Origin of the sequence: Psychrobacter urativorans (assembly GCF_001298525.1) — a bacterium.
Lineage (GTDB): Bacteria > Pseudomonadota > Gammaproteobacteria > Pseudomonadales > Moraxellaceae > Psychrobacter > Psychrobacter urativorans_A.
Genome location: NZ_CP012678.1, coordinates 496,659 through 513,861 on the forward strand (window position 1 = coordinate 496,659; position 17,203 = coordinate 513,861).

Below are 17,203 nucleotides of genomic sequence, written 5' to 3' on the forward strand. Positions count from 1 at the left end.
CACTATAAACCAAATTTCATGCTCATATAAAAAATAATGGATAGGGTTTATAGGATTCAGCTATCTATAAATTCACAACCTTATCAAATAGTTATGATAATAGATTTTTATGATAAATTTTTGAGCTATCACACCCATATTTTATTAAGCCTATGTTTTATTAATCAATGGTCACTTGCGATACGGCGCGTAATAACACCGCATTGCCAGTAGATACCGTTAGTGTCACTCGTGAGGTGGTAACAAATGAGATGGTTTTACCATCTTTGACCCAGCTTTCTGTAGTGCTGACATTGGCTTTAGCCTGCGTGCCAGTGGTGACAATATTATCAATGCTAATGTCATAGCGGTAATTAGAGGTTTGATTCCAGCTATTCTGTAGCAATTTTAAATACGCATTCTTATCCAAGCTGGTCGATTTGCCTTTTCTTGACATTGAAATCAGCGCATCATCAGAGACCAGTTTAGCCACTTGATTGATATCTTTATTATTGGCAGCTGATTTCATAGCAGCTGCATAGTTTTGCACCAAACCTTCGGTCATATCTGCCGCCTGTGCACTGACGGCAGCAGTACTGACAACCGCAGCTAAGCCGCTTATACTGACAGTTTTTATCAATAGTGCCAACAGCCCTTTTTCCCACATACGTTTCATCATAATCCTTAGCAAAAATAGCAGTATTTTTCTTATCTTGACAGTATTATTAATATCTATAACTAACTTTTGTTAGCTAAAATTTTATTTTTTATAGTAGCCACTTAAGCCTATCACTAAATTCTCACACCCATGTAACGTCATGTGCAATTATTGATAGCATAAGTGGCTGTATGTTTTTTTATATTAAGATTTAGAATCGCTCCCTATTCCTTCACCATACTGCTCATCATCATCCAGTTTCATACCCAAACGCTCAACACGTCTGTCCATCATCTGCCGCGCCAACGCTTGCATGTCTTCCACGCGGTCAATTTCATCGACAATTTCGAGCCCAAGCAAGGTTTCAAAGACATCCTCTAACGTGACCAATCCTTTTACTTCACCATATTCACCAACGGTAATGGCAATATGAATGCGATTTTTTAACATCAATTCTAACAGGTCAAACAGCTTCATTTTAGAAAAAACAAAGGTAATCTCGCGCTGAAATTGAGTCAATGGCTTCTGCATGGCGTGATTGACTTTTGCCAGTAGCATGTCTGTTTTGAGAACAAAACCGGTAATATTATCAAGGTCGCCATCATAAATAGGCAAACGCGAAAAAGTGAGTTTCGGACGATCAGCCAGTACTTCAGCGATGGTTTTATTTTCATCAAAGGCTAACATAACCGAGCGGGGCGTCATAATATCCTCAACTTTAATGGCACCAAAAGCCAATAAGTTACGGATAATACGCGCCTCTAATGGATCGATATGTCCTGCTGCTTCGCCAATACTAGCCAGTGCTGAAAACTCACGGCGACTGAATACGTCCGCTTCCTTGCCACGAACCAGCATTTTGGTCAGACGCTCAGACAACCAAATAATAGGATATAAGAGGATAATAATAGCCCGTACAAAATACGTGACTAATCCGCCCAATTGTCGCCAATATACGGTTCCCAACGTTTTAGGGATAATCTCTGACAGTATCAAAATAGCAAAGGTCATAACGGCAGAAAACACGCCAAACCATGCACTACCAAAGACAATGGTCGCCTGTGCACCGGCACCGATAGAACCTAAAGTATGCGCAGTAGTATTCAAGGTTAAAATAGCCGCTAGCGACTGATCAATATTATCAATCTTCAGACGGCGCAACATTTCGGCTTTTTTTGGATTACTCTCTTCAATATCAGCGATATATGAGGGAGTCATGGTCAATAATGCCGCCTCTGCCAGCGAACAGATAAACGAGATACCAATAGCAATCACCACAAACATGGCGAGTAATAACACGTTGGCAGCCGTTGGATCTGCTATAGCGTCAGCAGCGAACGCCGGATAAGGCAACAATCCAAGCATTAATAAAGGTAGCGCCGTTACAGAGGCACGCTGCCAGTAATGACCTGTCGATGTCGGGGGAGGTTTAGCAGATGCCGCTTGACGACAGGCACGCGGACGACATAAACGAGGAACAGACATAAAAGTGGTGGACAAGGTAGGTAACCTAAACAAAGAAAAGAATAAAAGGAGGCAAACATTGACTCCTTATGGCTATAATTATAGCCATTTGATAGTAGCATTGATAAGGACATTTAACAATAAGTCACGATAATCGGTAACGTTGTTATTGCATGACAATACTCTGTTAAGCCTTAAGCAACTTCTGTAGTCATGTGCTGTCGTTAAGTACCGTAGTTAAGTACTATAGTTAACGACAGCCATGCCATAATAAGAATCATTAAAGTGTAAAAATAACCATGAGCTAGGATTAACAGTTACCAAGTCTGGGAATTTTTGTTACTATGCGTCTAATTTTATTTTTGTTCACCTGTTATCGAGAGAAATTATGAGCTTTTTTATTCAGTCAGCCCATGCCGCTGAGACGGCAGCAGGCGGTGCTTCTATTTTTGGTCAGATTTTACTGCCAGTAGCCTTTTTTGCTATTTTTTACTTTTTGGTGATTCGTCCACAGTCTAAGCGTACTAAAGAACACCGTTCTATGGTTAATGCCTTGACAGTGGGCAGCGAAGTGATTTTTGCAGGTGGTTTGATGGGTCGTATTAAAAAACTTGAAGGCGACTATGCGGTCGTTAGCTTAAATAATAATACCGATATCAAGGTACAGCGCGCTTCAGTTATCTCAGTATTACCTGCAGGTACTATTGACGGCATATCGTTATCAAAAGTGTAAAATCTGTTCAACGTCACGGATGCGCGCATTGATAGATGGTAGCTGTAATGAAAATCGACGGTAAAATGCCGTTTGTCTGCTGAATCTTAGCCTGCGTTGCCAGTATCTTATCAACCTAAAGAAGTGATTATGCAATATCCTGCTTGGAAATACTTCGTCATTATCATCGTGCTTATCATAGCTGGTCTGTACGCTGCACCCAATCTATATCCTGATGAACCAGCGGTACAGATTACTAGTGCGGCTGCAGGCACGCAGCTGTCTGAGGGCATATTAACCGAGTCGCAAACTCTGCTTAAAGAAGCTGGCTTAAGCTATCACGATGGTACATTTGAGGGCAACAGCGCCCTTGTCCGTCTTGATAATCCTGAAGCACAGCTTAAAGCCCAAGAAGTGTTACGCCAAAATTTAGGTGATGACTACGTGGTGGCATTGAACCTTGCGCAGACAACGCCGCAATGGTTGCGCGATATCGGTGCTAAGCCGATGAAGCTAGGGCTTGATTTACGTGGTGGGGTACGCTTTGTACTTGAAGTAGATATGAATAAGGCGCTTGAGCAGCGGCTTACCAGTGCCAGTCGTGACGTACGTCGTGACTTGCGTGCTGAGCGTATCGCTATTAAAGGTATCAAGACAGAAGCGCAAGGTATTGTGCTGCATTTTGCCAGTACTGATATTCGTAATCGCGCGCAAAATATTTTACAAAACTCGATGGGCACCACCTTTAACTTGCAATCATCAATTGATGAGCAAGGGGCGGCGCTGATTATGGCGTATAACGATAAGACGTTAGAAGAAATCAACAGTTATGCGGTCAGCCAAAATTTAACCACTCTACGTAACCGTATCAGTGAACTTGGCGTTTCCGAAGCGTTGGTACAGTCACAAGGTGCCAATCGCATTGTTGTTGAGCTACCAGGTGTACAAGATACGGCTGAAGCCAAGCGCGTGCTAGGTCGTACGGCTAATCTTGAATTTCGTATGGTAGCAAAAGACAGCGAAAACTATATGGGCGGCATTCCACCTGCTGGTACCGAAGCCTTCCCATTTAAGACGCTTGATGGTCAACCCGTATTACTAGAGCGTCAAGCCATTGTGACCGGTGATAAAGTCACCAATGCTCAAACTAGCCTTGATGAAAACGGACGTCCTGAAGTTAGTATTACCCTTGACAGTGCCGGCGGTAAGCTCATGCAGAATGCCACGCGCACTGCTGTTGGCGAGCAAATGGCAGTATTGTTTATTGAAAATAAACAAAAAATCACTTATGAAGTAGACCCAGCAACAGGTAAAAATATTGAAGTTCGTACGCCTTATGCTGAAACCAAAGTGATTAACCGCGCCAATATTCAAGCGGTGCTTGGCTCATCATTCCGTATTACCGGTCTTGATAGCAATGCTGAAGCGGCTGAGCTGGCGTTATTATTACGATCAGGGGCGCTAGCTGCACCGATGTATTTTGTTGAAGAGCGCACCATTGGTCCATCACTTGGTCAAGAAAACATTGATAAAGGCTTGTTTTCTACCCAAGTAGGCTACTTATTAGTCTTTGCCTTTATGATTATCTTCTATCGCCTATTTGGTTTGATGGCAAATATTGCCCTTGCCATTAACGTGGTGATTATTATGGCAATCATGTCTATTTTAGGCTCTTCACTGACGCTGCCTGGTATCGCTGGTATCGTATTGACCATTGGTATGGCGGTCGATGCTAACGTGTTGATATTTGAGCGGATACGCGAGGAACTAGCAAACGGAGTACGACCCAAATCCGCTATTGGTGCAGGCTTTGATCGCGCCTTTAGCAGTGTATTTGATGCCAATATCACCACTTTACTGGTTGCATTTATTTTGTTTGCTATCGGCACCGGTCCAATCAAAGGCTTTGCGATTACCTTAGCGATTGGTATTATCAGCTCACTATTTACCGCCTTGTTGGTCACGCGAGCTTTAATACAAATTGCTTATGGTAAGCGTAAATCTATTAAACGTTTGAGCATCGGCTAGGAGAAAAACATGGCGATTGAACAGAATATTCCCCCAGAAAATCAGAATACGCCGACGCCTAGCAGCTCAGGTGGCGGCTCAGACGGCAATCCGAATAATCCAAACGATAAGTCACGTCGTCGCCGTAATAAGCCGCGCCGTGATGGTAAGGGTAGCAATAATAAAGGCAATAGCCCAGCAACACTAAGCACGGGGAAATCAGAAAAACGCCGTACTGGTAAAGACAATCAAGCATTAGTAACGCAAGATATGAATGCTGATATCAATTACCACGATACGATGGATAATGCAGCGGACGCCGCAGCAGCACATGCTGAAGGCGGTATTAAATCTATTGGCACTCAGCGCATTATCCCGTTTATGAAGATAGAAAAGCCGATGGCGCTGTTATCTATTTTCTTAGTAATCGGTAGTATTATTGCGATTGCCGTCAATGGTCTTAACTTTGGTCTTGATTTTACTGGCGGCGTGTCAGCAGATGTCCGTTATGCGCAGCCTGCTGAACAAGTCGAAGTGGTAAAAGCCCTTGCTGATAAAGGTTTTAATGACGCGGTTGTACAGTATTTAGGTACACGTCAAGAGTTACTGATTCGTCTACCACCGCAATCGGACAGTGTCGATGGTTTAAATGCCTCGCTTGGACAAGCGCTAGATTTGCCTAATAATAAAGCTGAAATTAGCAATGTTAATATTATTGGTAGCCAAGTAGGTAACGAGGTGTATTTAAACTCCGTAATGGCGTTAGGTTTAGCTTTGCTATCGATGCTCGGTTATGTGGCGCTACGCTTCCAGTTTAAACTGGCACTTGGCGCAGTGGTCTCTTTGTTCCATGATGCTATTGTCACCATTGGTGTATTTGCATTATTCGGCTTCCCGTTTGACTTAACCGTTTTAGCCGCGATTTTGGCACTGATTGGTTACTCATTGAACGATACGATTGTGGTATATGACCGTATTCGTGAGAACTTCCGCCGAGTACGGGGCATTAGTCCGACGCAAATTATTGATTTGTCATTGACGGAAACGTTACGTCGTACGATTATGACCATCTCTACCGTTTTACTTGTGGTGTTAGCCATGATGTTGCTTGGCGGTGATGGCTTGTATTGGTTCTCAGTAGCGCTATTTATCGGTTTGCTTGCGGGTACGTATTCTTCAACTTATATTGCCAGCTCAATTCCATTGGCAATGGGGCTATCTCGCGATGACTTCGTGGTAAAAGTAAAACCCGAGTTTGAAGAAGAAATCGTCACCTTTAATGATCCGAAAATGTTTGAACAAGACTAATTATTAAGTGTTGTTTTAAACTATCATTTAAATAAAAATGATAGGAATACTCGATAAAAGCACCTAACCTAATAGGTGCTTTTATCTTTATTTGCATTGTACTTTACAATTTGTATTGGATTTTACAGCCTTTATTTAATTCTTTTACGCTTACCTCGTACAACTAGTAGGACGTAATTTCTACGTGTTTTTGTATAAGTGATTCTTATGTCCTCGACTACTCCGCAAACGACCATGCCGCCTATCGATACCCGCTATACACGTATTATGGCAATTGCCGTGCCAGTCATCCTCGCCAATTTGGCAATGCCGCTACAAAGCTTAATTGATACCGCGATTGTAGGGAATATGAACGATGCGGCTAAGCTTGCAGGTATGGGGATTGCGATACAGCTACTGTCTTTATTGTTAGTCAGCTTCAATTTTTTGCAATATGCGTCCTCTGGCTTATCCGCACAAGCGTTAGGGCAACTTGCTGATAATAAAACATCAGACACGCAGGATTTATCTTCTTCCCTACTATCAATTTTACAGCGCGCCTTATTATTGGCGTTTATCATCGGATTGGTACTACTTCTTGCCAAACCGTGGCTCATTAATTTTGGTCTACAGGCATTATCTGCTAATCCTGAAAGTGGTCTAGCGGCAAAAACATACTTAGATATGCGTTTTTGGGGCGTGATTGCAGAACTGATGAACTTTGCGTTTATTGGCTGGTTTGCAGGTCAAGGTAAAACCCGATATATGCTTTATCAGCAAGGTTTTATTGCAGTACTTAATATTATTTTGACGCTATTTTTTGTTTATAGTATGCAAATGGGGATTGCAGGCGTCGCATTGGGAACGACTATTGCCTTTTGGTCAGGCGTGGTTTTGGCTTTATGGCTCAGCCGTCGGCATTTAAAGTTATCTTGGACAGCACTATTTAGCAATGATGCCAAGCACTTTACCAAGCTTAAAATGCTTAGGCTATTTTCCCTAAATAAAGATATCTTTATTCGTACGCTTATCCTAACCTTGAGCTTTGCATGGGTGACGCGATTGTCTGCGCAAAGTGGCGATTTAGTACTGGCGGCCAATGCTATTTTATTGCAAGTATTAAGCATTTCAGCCTTTGCACTCGATGGTGTAGCGGTATCAGCGGAGACGTTAAGTGGGCAAGCTGCTGGAAGACGCGATTGGCATCGCTTTGGCATTATCGTGAAGCGTACAGGCGTGGTCAGTTACTTTCTAGCCTTACTACTTAGCGTCATGTGGTGGCTTGCGATGCCGCATTATTTACTGATGATGACCAACATTCAGCCTGTTTTTGAGCTTGCCTCTGCTTATCAAGGCTATGCGATACTTCTACCTTTAATTGGTGTAGGCGCCTATTGGCTCGATGGGATATTTTTTGGTTTGACCGCAGGACGTGTGATTCGTAATGCCGCGGTAACATGGGCAATTATCTTTTTCCCACTCAGCTGGATGCTCTATCAACAATGGGGTATGAGCGGTATTTGGCTCAGTGTTTGGAGTATCTTATTGTTACGTATGCTGGTGCTGAGTGGATTTTTATATTATGCCCGCAGAAATGGTGGCTATGAAATACTATATCCAAGCTCATAACCTAAGAATTATTGATATCATTACCCCTTTATTTATACCTTTATAAAAATTTAGGATAACACGTGACTTCTTATTCTGAGCAGCAAACCCAATCAACCTATCAGTGGGCTGAAGGTTTTAAAAAAAGTATTCCAGTCGCCATGGGTTATTTACCGGCAGGTATTGCTTTTGGTGTGCTGGCACAAGTGGCAGGGATACCGATATGGGCGACGATTATGCTCAGTGTGGTGTTATATGCTGGGGCGGCGCAATATGCCTGCTTACCCATGCTCAGTGCAGGCTTGCCCATTGGTAGTATCGCGACTAATATTGCCGCTATTAATTTGCGCCATGTATTCTACGGTGTACCGTTATTGCACTACTTACCTACTCATAAATTGGCTAAAACGTACTGTTTGTTTGCGCTCACTGATGAGACTTTTTCAGTGATGACCAGCTTGCCAACCGAGTCAAGGCAAGCGCTCATACTACCCATCAGTTTATTTAACCAAAGTTGGTGGGTACTGGCAACGGCGATTGGGGTCATGATAGGCAGTGCCCTTGATGATTTAGTGCCACACTTGGATTTTGCGCTGGTATGTTTATTTGCCATCTTAGCTTATGAGCAATTCCAAAATATCAAACGCTACTTCCCGATTGGGATTGCCGTCATTGCTCTAGTGATTGCCTCGTTATTTACCAGTCAATGGCTGTTACTGGTGGCGATTGCTATCTGTATGTTATTAATTTTAGTGCGGGCATTTTGGGCACAGCGGACGCTAATGGGAGGCTCTGATGACCAGTAGTTATCTGATTGTCGCAACCTTAGCGATGGCTGCGGTGACTTTTATCACCCGTGCTATTCCGGCATTAATACCGCAAAAATTACTTGATAAACCGTGGCTGCATCGATTGAATGAGAGTTTGCCATTATCGGTGTTGGTATTGTTAATACTCACCAGCCTCGCCTATCAAGAGTTATCATTCACTACCGGCTTGACTGACGCGGCACTGCATTTATTACTGGCTCAAATTGGCGCTTTATTGCTGGTGCTATTCGTTTACCATATGAGTAGGCAACTACTGGTGAGCATGGTCGTTGGTATTGCCGCTATTAATGGGCTGCTGTGGCTATTCAGCCACTTTTTATAATGGAATGATGTCAAATAAATGATAATCAAAAAGGCTAAATCCTTAATAGAATTTAGCCTTTTTTTATTGCAATTGAGTCGTTATCTTTTAATGATATAGATAATTAGAACTCTTCTACGCCCATCATATCGACTGGGGTATCAGCAATCACGTCCACGCCCTTTTTAGCAGACTCACTGCGCTGTTCTTGTAAATGCTCAAGATATGCTTCATTGATTTGACCCGTGATGTAGCAGCCATTGAATACCGCGCAATCAAAGCCTTCAACTTTACTGTGCTTAGTATCTTTTACCGCGTCAATTAGGTCATCAAGATCTTGGAAAATCAGGCGATCGGCACCGATAATCTTACGCACTTCTTCTACACTGTGACCCGATGCAATCAGCTCACTGCGAACTGGCATATCAATGCCATAGACATTGGGATATTTTACGGGTGGCGCAGCACTAGCAAAAAACACTTTTCTAGCACCCGCATCACGCGCCATTTGAATGATTTCATGACACGTCGTACCGCGCACAATAGAGTCATCGACCAATAATACATTTTTGCCTTTAAACTCTAAGGGGACAGCACTGAGCTTTTGGCGTACTGATTTTTTACGCTGCTGCTGACCGGGCATAATAAAAGTACGTCCGATATAGCGATTCTTCATAAAACCTTCGCGATATTTGATATTCATCTTCATCGCAAGCTCCATCGCTGAGGTGCGCGAGGTATCAGGAATCGGTATGACCACATCAATATCATGATCATCGCCCCACTCATTAAGTATTTTTTGTGCCAGCTTTTCACCCATACGCAAGCGAGCTTTATAGACGGAAATATTATCCATAATAGAGTCTGGACGCGCAAAATAAACGTATTCGAAAATACAAGGCGTATACTCTTTTGGCTCAACGCACTGCTTGGTATGCAATTGATGTTTTAAATCAATAAATATGGCTTCACCTGGTTTCACATCACGAATAATTGTAAAACCTGAACCAGTAAGCGCGACTGACTCTGAGGCGACCATATATTCTGTACCGCCATTATCCGCTAAACGCTGACCAAAAATCAGCGGGCGAATACCGTTCGGGTCACGAAATGCCAGCAAACCATTACCAGTAATTAAAGCAACTACCCCATAAGCGCCTTCAATGCGACTATAGACCGCTGTTACTGCTTCAAAAATATCATTAGGGGTAGGATGCGTTTTATCCAAATTTTGCATTTCATGAGCAAGCACATTAAGCAATACTTCAGAGTCTGAGTCGGTATTTAAATGGCGACGGTCTTCTTCATAAAGCTCTTTTGCCAAGCTTTCTGCATTGGTCAAATTGCCATTGTGCGCCAATGTAATGCCATAAGGCGAGTTGACATAAAATGGCTGCGCCTCTGCACTGCTAGACGTGCCCGCAGTAGGATAACGCACGTGACCGATACCAAATTTACCAACCAGTTTGAGCATATGGCGGTTCATAAAGACATCACGTACCATGCCGTTTTCTTTACGTAAATATAAGCGCCCATCTTGCAACGTCACAATACCCGCTGCGTCTTGCCCGCGATGTTGTAACATGGTTAAGGCATCATAAAGAATTTGATTGACTGGCTCATGAGCTGCAACCCCAACGACTCCACACATAGTTGTATCCTATTTTAGATCACACATTAGTAACGCAATGACGGCACAATTATTAACAATAACTCTGTCAGATAATAAGTACTGATGATTCTGCTTGAATGTTTTTAATAAGTAAAAAAGATAAGTGTTTGATGAAAAAGAAAGGCACTTTAGGAATGCTAAAATATTGAAAATAAAATGAATTTACACAGCAATGTAGGATATATCAAGATATCATTGATACCCGCTTAATTTACTCAAGCTCAGTTGATTTAAGCCCTATCTATTAAAGCTTACGACTGATTGATTTGATCCCAAGCAACCCCTAACATATCAGAGGCTAAGGTCTTTGCCATAGGCGCATAAGGTAGCAATTCAGGAGCCAGTATTGATGATTGCCATTGCGGCAGCTGTACCAATAACGGCGCACTCACGCTCAGCATCACTAAAACCATCAGGACATTTTTAGCTGCACCCAGCACACCGCCAGCCATCTTATCTAGCACACCCAGCCGTAACGTTTTGAGTACGCCTGAGAATACAAATGCCACCAGATGCATAATAGCTAAGATAACGATAACCACTAATAAAAATGCCATCGCCATCTGTAGTACAGGATTTTCTACGAATCCCGATAACTGTGGCGCAATAACACTTGCCAGCCGCGTTGCTGCAATCAAAGCAATAAACCAACCAACCAAACCCACGGCTGTTTTAATCAAGCCCACTTGGAAACCGCGCCATAAGCCAATTAAGACAACAACGGCAATCACTATATCCAGACCACTCATGCTCACCACCTTGTTGTTTCATTAACTTTCTTGGCTTTAACTATCAAATATCACTCTAGTTACCTAAGCGAATTAGCTTTCCATCGCATCATAATAGCCACCAATGGCTTGGATACACGATTGTACTAATCCAGGACCTTGATAAATAAGACCTGTATATAATTGTACTAAATCAGCACCAGCTTTAATTTTCTTCACCGCTTTTTCGCCGCTATCAATACCGCCAACGCCAATTAACGTCACTTTATCACCCAACTGATCGGAGAATTGTTGTAAGATTTGAGTGCTAATGTGACTGACCGGACGACCGGATAAGCCGCCTGCTTGATCACCATCCACTAAGTCTTCAACACCGACTCGACTCAACGTCGTATTGGTGGCAATCAGACCATCAATTTCAAAGTCTAATAGCTGCTGTGAAATATAATCCACTTGCACAGGTTCTAAATCAGGCGCAACCTTTAATACCAACGGCACATAAAAACCATACTCTGTTGCCAGCTGATCATGACGATTTTTAATGGTGTCTAATAAATAAGTTAATGCTTCGCCGCTTTGTAGCTCGCGCAAGTTTGCCGTATTCGGTGATGAGATATTAATCGTAATATAAGACGCGTGCGGATATACGCGTTCAAGACAATAGACATAATCATCCGCCGCATTCTCAACGGGCGTCGTAGCATTTTTGCCAATATTAATGCCAATATTGCCTTGATACTTACAGCGTTTGACATTTTCAATTAAATAATCAACGCCCTGATTATTAAAACCCATTCGATTAATAATCGCATCGGCTTGTCTAATTCTAAATAAACGCGGCTTATCATTACCCACTTGTGGTTTTGGCGTGACCGTACCGACTTCGATAAATCCAAAGCCCAACTCAGCAAGCGCATCAATATAATCGCCATTTTTATCCAAGCCTGCAGCCAGTCCAACCGGATTAGAAAACTGTAATCCCATACAATCTATCGGCTGCATATGCTGACCATACACTAATCCCAATGCGCGCGCTTTATGTGCTTTAGCCAATAATGACAGGGTCATGTCGTGAGCGTGCTCAGGGTCCATCTTAAATAAAAACGGTCGAAGTAAGGCATAGGACATAGTAACGATTAACCCTGATTAAATAAAAATAGTGAATGGAGAAAAACCAGTCAAATTAAGCGCTGCGATTATATCAGCTTAATGGAAATAAGACCAAAGTTTCATGTGCTGCGATTGAATAAACACAGTAATAAGTAAAGCAATAAACTAAGAGCAAATAGATAGATATTTAGCGAAAAAATGTATAAACGTCAGTTAAATTATGGTACGGGACGATTACCCGTCAGGGCAATCCAGCCACGTATGATACGGTACAGATGCCAAATAACAGTAAAGAATATAATCATCAGACCAAGTCCGGTCAATAGAATTGACACGATGGCAGCGTTACCACTGTCTACCATCACACTTACGCCTAGACCACCGAGTGCAAATAGAAGCAGCATACCGCCAATCACAAAAAACACAATGCTGTACCAAAAGGTTTTAATTTGCCAATCAAAATGGGTTGCTAACCAAGTGCCATTTGCATCATTGCGTTTGGCATAATTCATGACAATAGGCACAATCCACAACAGCCCAGCGGTAAAATAGCTCACCACATATAACAAATAAGTCACATTATTATAAGTAATTAACTCGCGTTGTTTATCATCAGTCATCATAATGCCTTAACAATTGTAGTTAGTTTAATACCTATATGCTCATAGGCGCAGTTTTGGTTTATGATTTTGAATCATGACTGTAAGCATAGTTAGTATCATTGTGACGGTGAAGCTTATTTTCAAGATTATGAGCCATAAAGATAAATAGAGTCATCGTATCTTGCTTCAACTAAGAGGTCACCATTGCTTGTACTTGGATAGCTTTCGTTATGGCATCTTGTTGCATGGATAATTGCGTGAATTGCCAACCTTGCTGTTCCAACCCCACCAGCGCTGCACTCACGACGGCTTGGCTCGCATGATTAAAGCTTAATTGCACCGCATCGCCAGCAGCAACGACTTGCGCGTTGTCGATACCAGATGCGTTGAGTGCCGCATTCACACTGCTAGCCGGTGGCATTGCCGTACCATCTTGAGTAGTCGCGGGATTTAAATTGCTATCTATATTACCCGCTTGCGCCCGTAACCAAAAATAATCGGCAACCTGTTCTTGATAGCTTTCTTTACTATTTTTAGCAGCTTGATGCACGCTATAACCACCATAACCGCCAACAAACAGTAATAAAAATACCACCAATATACTTAATGCCATTTGGTCACGAGGAGACAATAGCTGCCAGCGCGACCATAGTACGTTTTGTTGATTTTTGATACCTGTTGATAAGGTATTGCCTGTCGGAATACCGTTTTTAACACGACGCTGTAATATTTTCATCACTTGACCTTGGGTGCTCATGTTACTCGCTGACGGTTAATCAGAAATTACTAATATGTCTTAATAGTGCGATTGATGATTGTGGCTCAATACATATCGAACCTAAACCCTTAGCCTATCAATACTATTTTAAGAGTTCGTATTTAAGAACAAATATTTAAAAATCAGTATTTAAGAGCCGGTATTTAAGAATCTGTAGCCGGAGACTGTCTTGTAGATTGCCCTGTAGATTGTCCTGTGCTATCCGCTATGACATTCACGGTTATTTGACCACTAAATTGCCCTTGCTCATTACTATTGACTCGTTCTAAATTGGCAGTTAGACCTTGCGCATTAAGCAGGCTAGTAAATTCATCAAGACTACTACGATCTGGTGCAACCAACGTAAAGCTCAGTGCGGACGGCTCCATCACTAAGGCTTGCGCTTGCAGCGAGGACTGCTTGATAAGAGGTGCAATGCGCGCCAAAATACCAATATGAGAAGCAGACACCTGACCATCGTTGCGCAATTTTGGTTGCATTTGCGCTTGTAATTTTGTGCGCGTGCTCAAGGCTTCATTCGGAAACCATGCCTGATATTGGGCAGCGACAGCCGATTGCGTGACAGTCGCCGCTTCGTTATAACGATACCACTGCACACCATCGGTAGCTATTTGTAATAATAAAGCCGATAACGCCACCATCATGGCAACGCGTAAATAAAGCGATAACTGCGAGTTTGACGCTTTAATAAAGAAGTTAAGCCCATGACGCTCAGGATTTTCAATAGGAGTAGGCACCGCTGACATGACAGTTAATAATAACTGACGTTCAGCGATTAGCGTGACTATTTCTGGGGCTATATTATTTGGAGCGGCTGACCCTGATGCTCTATTTTGTAAGCCGAGGTCATCGTCTATACCGTCAGTATAACTATCCGTAAAGCCCTCAACTAAAGCATTGACAGAGAAATCAAGGCTCGGTAGCACACACACTTCGCTTAACTGTGGCAAACGCTCAAAAATTAAAGGTAAATAACTGACGGCAAGACCTTGATGTACTGACTGTCGCAATAAGGTGGTATACGTATCTTGGTATAACACCACTTGCTGACCTGCACCCTCCTCGGGAATAGGCAATAATAGAAAATCAGGCAGTAATGCTTGGATAGTCAAGCCAGCTAATAAGGCGCTTTGTTGCCACATTTCAATATCGCTTTCTGCCAGCGCATATAAATAATGATGATTAGCATAGCCAAGCTGACGTATCGCTAATTGTTCAACGGGAGCAAGAGAGCTTTCTTCAAATAAATATTGTTTACCCGTGAGCCCTAATTGCTTCAGCTGCGCGCCACTCAGTTCAGTATCTACTTGCAGTAAATGATTGGACGGAAAATATAAACACAGTGATTGATGACTATGAATACCATAGGTATCATGTAGTTGCTGCCAACTATCGACGGTATGCCACTGTTTTGTATCCGTGTGCCATACCGCTAATGAACTGTGCTGCGCTCTTAACCAAACGTGTAACACTAAGCCTGTCCTTACTAGTTATATCGCTTATTAACTGCTGAATGCAATTTTTTATCAAAGATACTGTACAAGCGGTCAATATTAATGGGGCTGCACAGGAACAAATCGAGCAACCTCATGTGCCATCCCTGCCATAATAAATTCCATCTCAAATACGCGTGCTTCTGCCAGAGAAAACGACTCAGGACTGTCACCAGTTAGTAAGCTGGCAAGATAGGCAACGATAGACATATGACAGACCACGACTAAACATTCTGCTTCAATATTCGCAAGTGTTGCTAGCGCGGTACGGGCGTCATCTGATGGTGTGATATTGTCTTGAACAATATAAGGCACATGTGGCGCACGTGTTTGTAATTGAGCCAACGTTTGCTGCGCCCGAATATAAGGACTGACTACAAAATAATCTGGCTGATAATGCGCAGTGATATAATCGGCGGTTTGCGCGGCTTGCTGTTGCCCAAAGTCGGTCAATTGCCGTGCGCTGTCTGGGCGCGTCTCATCTTCCGCTTGTCCATGTCTCATGAGTATAATTTTCATAACGTTCCTTTATTTAAGCTTCTATTGATATTGTTATGATAAAGCTTAGTCTTTATTTTTATGAGTAGCGCTATTTTTTAAAGCGTCATTTTTAGAGTTATCAACGTGCACGTCAGCATCAACGTCAGCAGCAACGTCAGCATTATCATCAGTTGAATCATTGCTTGCGGCTTGCATTTGTGCGCTAAGTGAAGCATTACTGTGGTCGTGCGCCATTACAAACTCAACATCGCTGCGGAATCCGGCTTCCATTAAGTTTAAAGCCACACCAAGTGCCGCTTTATCTTCATAAATAACCGCATAGAGCGCATGAGTAATCGGCATATAGATGCCTTCTTTAGTCGCTTTTTCATGGACTTGCTGAATGGTATTGACCCCTTCAGCTGTTTGCCCCAATTTTTTGACAGCAGCATCAATACTCATGCCGCGACCCAACATATTACCGATACGATAGTTACGACTCAGCTCTGAGCTACAAGTGGCGTATAAATCACCAACGCCAGACAATCCTAAGAATGTCAATGGATTAGCGCCAGCTTCAACCCCAAAACGGCTCATTTCCGCTAACGCACGGGTTAATAGCATTGCCTTAGTATTTTCGCCCACTTCATAAGCCGCTGCCATGCCCATGGCGATGGCGTAGATATTTTTGAGCGCACCGCCAAGCTCGACGCCTCGTATATCATCACTAGCAAATACGCGGAAAAATGCACTGTGCAAGGCTGCTTGCACCGCATGGCGTAGTGGCTCTGAATCACTGGCAATCACGGTGGCTGACGGCATATTTTTCATGATTTCTATGGCAAGATTGGGTCCTGACATGACTCCGAAATTTACTTCAGGCAATACATCTTTAATGATGTCGCTCATGAGTGCAAAAGTATCTTTTTCCATGCCCTTGGTTAAAGAAACCAGCGACTGCCCTGTTAAAAAAGGTGCGATATTTTTAAGCGTTTCCCGAAATGCTAGGCTTGGAACAGCGAGAAAAATAATGTCTTTATCTTTAATCGCACCTTCTAAATCATGACTATATTTAAGGCGCTCATCAAGCTTGTAACCGGGTAAATACTTTTTATTCATGTGCAGCTTTGCCATAGACTTCACAGTACGTTTATCACGCACCCACAGCGTGGTATCACAACCATTACGCGCTGCTAAATTCGCCATTGCCGTGCCAAAGCTACCACCGCCTAAGAATGCCAAACGCAATTTGGTAGGGTTTTTCTGGATTTTTTCCATATTTTTAGCAACATCACCTTCAACGGCGCTAGGATTAATCTTTTTACGCCCAAGTCCCGATTTAGTGGCACGTTCAATAATACCGGCTAGTAGCCCACTTGGTTTTTCATTGTTGCTGTTGTCTATATTTTCATCAGTATTTATATCTTTGCTAGTGGCTGTTTTAACAGCATTCGCTTTATTTGGTTTTTTTTTCGCAATAGGGTTTGTCATATC

16 protein-coding genes are annotated in these 17,203 nt (G+C 42.6%); 6 read left to right on the forward strand and 10 right to left on the reverse strand.

The window, feature by feature from the left end; translation table 11 throughout:
- Nucleotides 1-160: 160 nt before the first annotated feature.
- On the reverse strand, nt 161-658 hold the full coding sequence (locus AOC03_RS02060; protein WP_227514266.1) for a hypothetical protein: 498 nt from the start codon (nt 656-658) through the stop codon (nt 161-163).
- Nucleotides 659-841: 183 nt separating this feature from the next.
- Nucleotides 842-2,122, reverse strand: a complete 1,281-nt coding sequence (locus AOC03_RS02065) for a hemolysin family protein (RefSeq protein ID WP_227514309.1) — start codon at nt 2,120-2,122, stop codon at nt 842-844.
- Between the two features lie 367 nt (nt 2,123-2,489).
- On the opposite strand from AOC03_RS02065, the gene yajC reads away from it, so the two are divergent.
- The 6 genes from yajC (at nt 2,490) to AOC03_RS02095 (ending at nt 8,867) form a co-directional block, all read left to right on the forward strand.
- Nucleotides 2,490-2,834: a preprotein translocase subunit YajC gene (gene yajC / locus AOC03_RS02070; RefSeq protein WP_062533379.1), complete on the forward strand. Its 345-nt coding sequence runs from the start codon at nt 2,490-2,492 to the stop codon at nt 2,832-2,834.
- A 129-nt stretch (nt 2,835-2,963) separates the two neighbouring features.
- Nucleotides 2,964-4,841 carry a protein translocase subunit SecD gene (gene secD / locus AOC03_RS02075; protein WP_062533380.1) on the forward strand — a complete coding sequence of 626 codons (1,878 nt, stop codon included), beginning with the start codon at nt 2,964-2,966 and terminating at the stop codon, nt 4,839-4,841.
- Between the two features lie 9 nt (nt 4,842-4,850).
- Nucleotides 4,851-6,128, forward strand: coding sequence for a protein translocase subunit SecF (gene secF / locus AOC03_RS02080; protein ID WP_062533381.1), 1,278 nt, complete (start codon nt 4,851-4,853; stop codon nt 6,126-6,128).
- A 207-nt stretch (nt 6,129-6,335) separates the two neighbouring features.
- Nucleotides 6,336-7,736 (forward strand): MATE family efflux transporter, encoded by a 1,401-nt coding sequence (locus tag AOC03_RS02085; protein WP_062533382.1) that lies wholly within the window; start codon nt 6,336-6,338, stop codon nt 7,734-7,736.
- 140 nt (nt 7,737-7,876) lie between these two features.
- Entirely contained in the window at nt 7,877-8,521 is a 645-nt protein-coding gene (locus tag AOC03_RS02090; protein WP_084785874.1) for an AzlC family ABC transporter permease, read from the forward strand.
- Entirely contained in the window at nt 8,511-8,867 is a 357-nt protein-coding gene (locus AOC03_RS02095; RefSeq protein ID WP_062533384.1) for an AzlD domain-containing protein, read from the forward strand. Before AOC03_RS02090 ends, AOC03_RS02095 begins: the two co-directional genes overlap by 11 nt.
- Before the next feature lie 103 nt (nt 8,868-8,970).
- Here AOC03_RS02095 and purF read toward each other — a convergent pair whose 3' ends face one another.
- The 8 genes from purF to AOC03_RS02135 form a co-directional block, all read right to left on the reverse strand.
- A complete protein-coding gene (purF, locus tag AOC03_RS02100; protein ID WP_062533385.1) occupies nt 8,971-10,497 on the reverse strand; it encodes an amidophosphoribosyltransferase in 1,527 nt (508 codons plus the stop codon).
- Nucleotides 10,498-10,769: 272 nt separating this feature from the next.
- Nucleotides 10,770-11,267 carry a CvpA family protein gene (locus tag AOC03_RS02105; protein ID WP_062533386.1) on the reverse strand — a complete coding sequence of 166 codons (498 nt, stop codon included), beginning with the start codon at nt 11,265-11,267 and terminating at the stop codon, nt 10,770-10,772.
- A gap of 72 nt (nt 11,268-11,339) precedes the next feature.
- A complete protein-coding gene (locus AOC03_RS02110) occupies nt 11,340-12,374 on the reverse strand; it encodes a quinone-dependent dihydroorotate dehydrogenase (RefSeq protein ID WP_062533387.1) in 1,035 nt (344 codons plus the stop codon).
- A 200-nt stretch (nt 12,375-12,574) separates the two neighbouring features.
- Complete coding sequence (locus tag AOC03_RS02115; RefSeq protein WP_227514267.1) at nt 12,575-12,976, reverse strand: DUF4870 family protein; 402 nt, start codon at nt 12,974-12,976, stop codon at nt 12,575-12,577.
- Between the two features lie 172 nt (nt 12,977-13,148).
- Nucleotides 13,149-13,715, reverse strand: a complete 567-nt coding sequence (gspM, locus tag AOC03_RS02120; RefSeq protein ID WP_227514268.1) for a type II secretion system protein GspM — start codon at nt 13,713-13,715, stop codon at nt 13,149-13,151.
- A gap of 164 nt (nt 13,716-13,879) precedes the next feature.
- A complete protein-coding gene (gene gspL, locus AOC03_RS02125; protein WP_062533390.1) occupies nt 13,880-15,208 on the reverse strand; it encodes a type II secretion system protein GspL in 1,329 nt (442 codons plus the stop codon).
- Between the two features lie 81 nt (nt 15,209-15,289).
- Entirely contained in the window at nt 15,290-15,748 is a 459-nt protein-coding gene (gene sixA, locus AOC03_RS02130; RefSeq protein ID WP_062533391.1) for a phosphohistidine phosphatase SixA, read from the reverse strand.
- 45 nt (nt 15,749-15,793) lie between these two features.
- Complete coding sequence (locus AOC03_RS02135; RefSeq protein WP_084785742.1) at nt 15,794-17,200, reverse strand: NAD(P)H-dependent glycerol-3-phosphate dehydrogenase; 1,407 nt, start codon at nt 17,198-17,200, stop codon at nt 15,794-15,796.
- Between the last annotated feature and the right edge of the window lie 3 nt (nt 17,201-17,203).

Excerpts from the sequence above, each read along its gene's own strand:
- AOC03_RS02060 (WP_227514266.1), bottom strand. The coding sequence starts at position 658 with ATGATGAAACGTATGTGGGAAAAAGGGCTGTTGGCACTATTGATAAAA.
- AOC03_RS02065 (WP_227514309.1), bottom strand. The coding sequence starts at position 2,122 with ATGTCTGTTCCTCGTTTATGTCGTCCGCGTGCCTGTCGTCAAGCGGCA.
- AOC03_RS02095 (WP_062533384.1), top strand. The coding sequence starts at position 8,511 with ATGACCAGTAGTTATCTGATTGTCGCAACCTTAGCGATGGCTGCGGTG.
- sixA (WP_062533391.1), bottom strand. The coding sequence starts at position 15,748 with ATGAAAATTATACTCATGAGACATGGACAAGCGGAAGATGAGACGCGC.
- AOC03_RS02110 (WP_062533387.1), bottom strand. The coding sequence starts at position 12,374 with ATGTCCTATGCCTTACTTCGACCGTTTTTATTTAAGATGGACCCTGAG.
- AOC03_RS02115 (WP_227514267.1), bottom strand. The coding sequence starts at position 12,976 with ATGACTGATGATAAACAACGCGAGTTAATTACTTATAATAATGTGACT.
- AOC03_RS02135 (WP_084785742.1), bottom strand. The coding sequence starts at position 17,200 with ATGACAAACCCTATTGCGAAAAAAAAACCAAATAAAGCGAATGCTGTT.
- AOC03_RS02085 (WP_062533382.1), top strand. The coding sequence starts at position 6,336 with ATGTCCTCGACTACTCCGCAAACGACCATGCCGCCTATCGATACCCGC.
- secF (WP_062533381.1), top strand. The coding sequence starts at position 4,851 with ATGGCGATTGAACAGAATATTCCCCCAGAAAATCAGAATACGCCGACG.
- AOC03_RS02105 (WP_062533386.1), bottom strand. The coding sequence starts at position 11,267 with ATGAGTGGTCTGGATATAGTGATTGCCGTTGTTGTCTTAATTGGCTTA.
- AOC03_RS02090 (WP_084785874.1), top strand. The coding sequence starts at position 7,877 with ATGGGTTATTTACCGGCAGGTATTGCTTTTGGTGTGCTGGCACAAGTG.
- gspM (WP_227514268.1), bottom strand. The coding sequence starts at position 13,715 with ATGAGCACCCAAGGTCAAGTGATGAAAATATTACAGCGTCGTGTTAAA.
- yajC (WP_062533379.1), top strand. The coding sequence starts at position 2,490 with ATGAGCTTTTTTATTCAGTCAGCCCATGCCGCTGAGACGGCAGCAGGC.
- purF (WP_062533385.1), bottom strand. The coding sequence starts at position 10,497 with ATGTGTGGAGTCGTTGGGGTTGCAGCTCATGAGCCAGTCAATCAAATT.
- secD (WP_062533380.1), top strand. The coding sequence starts at position 2,964 with ATGCAATATCCTGCTTGGAAATACTTCGTCATTATCATCGTGCTTATC.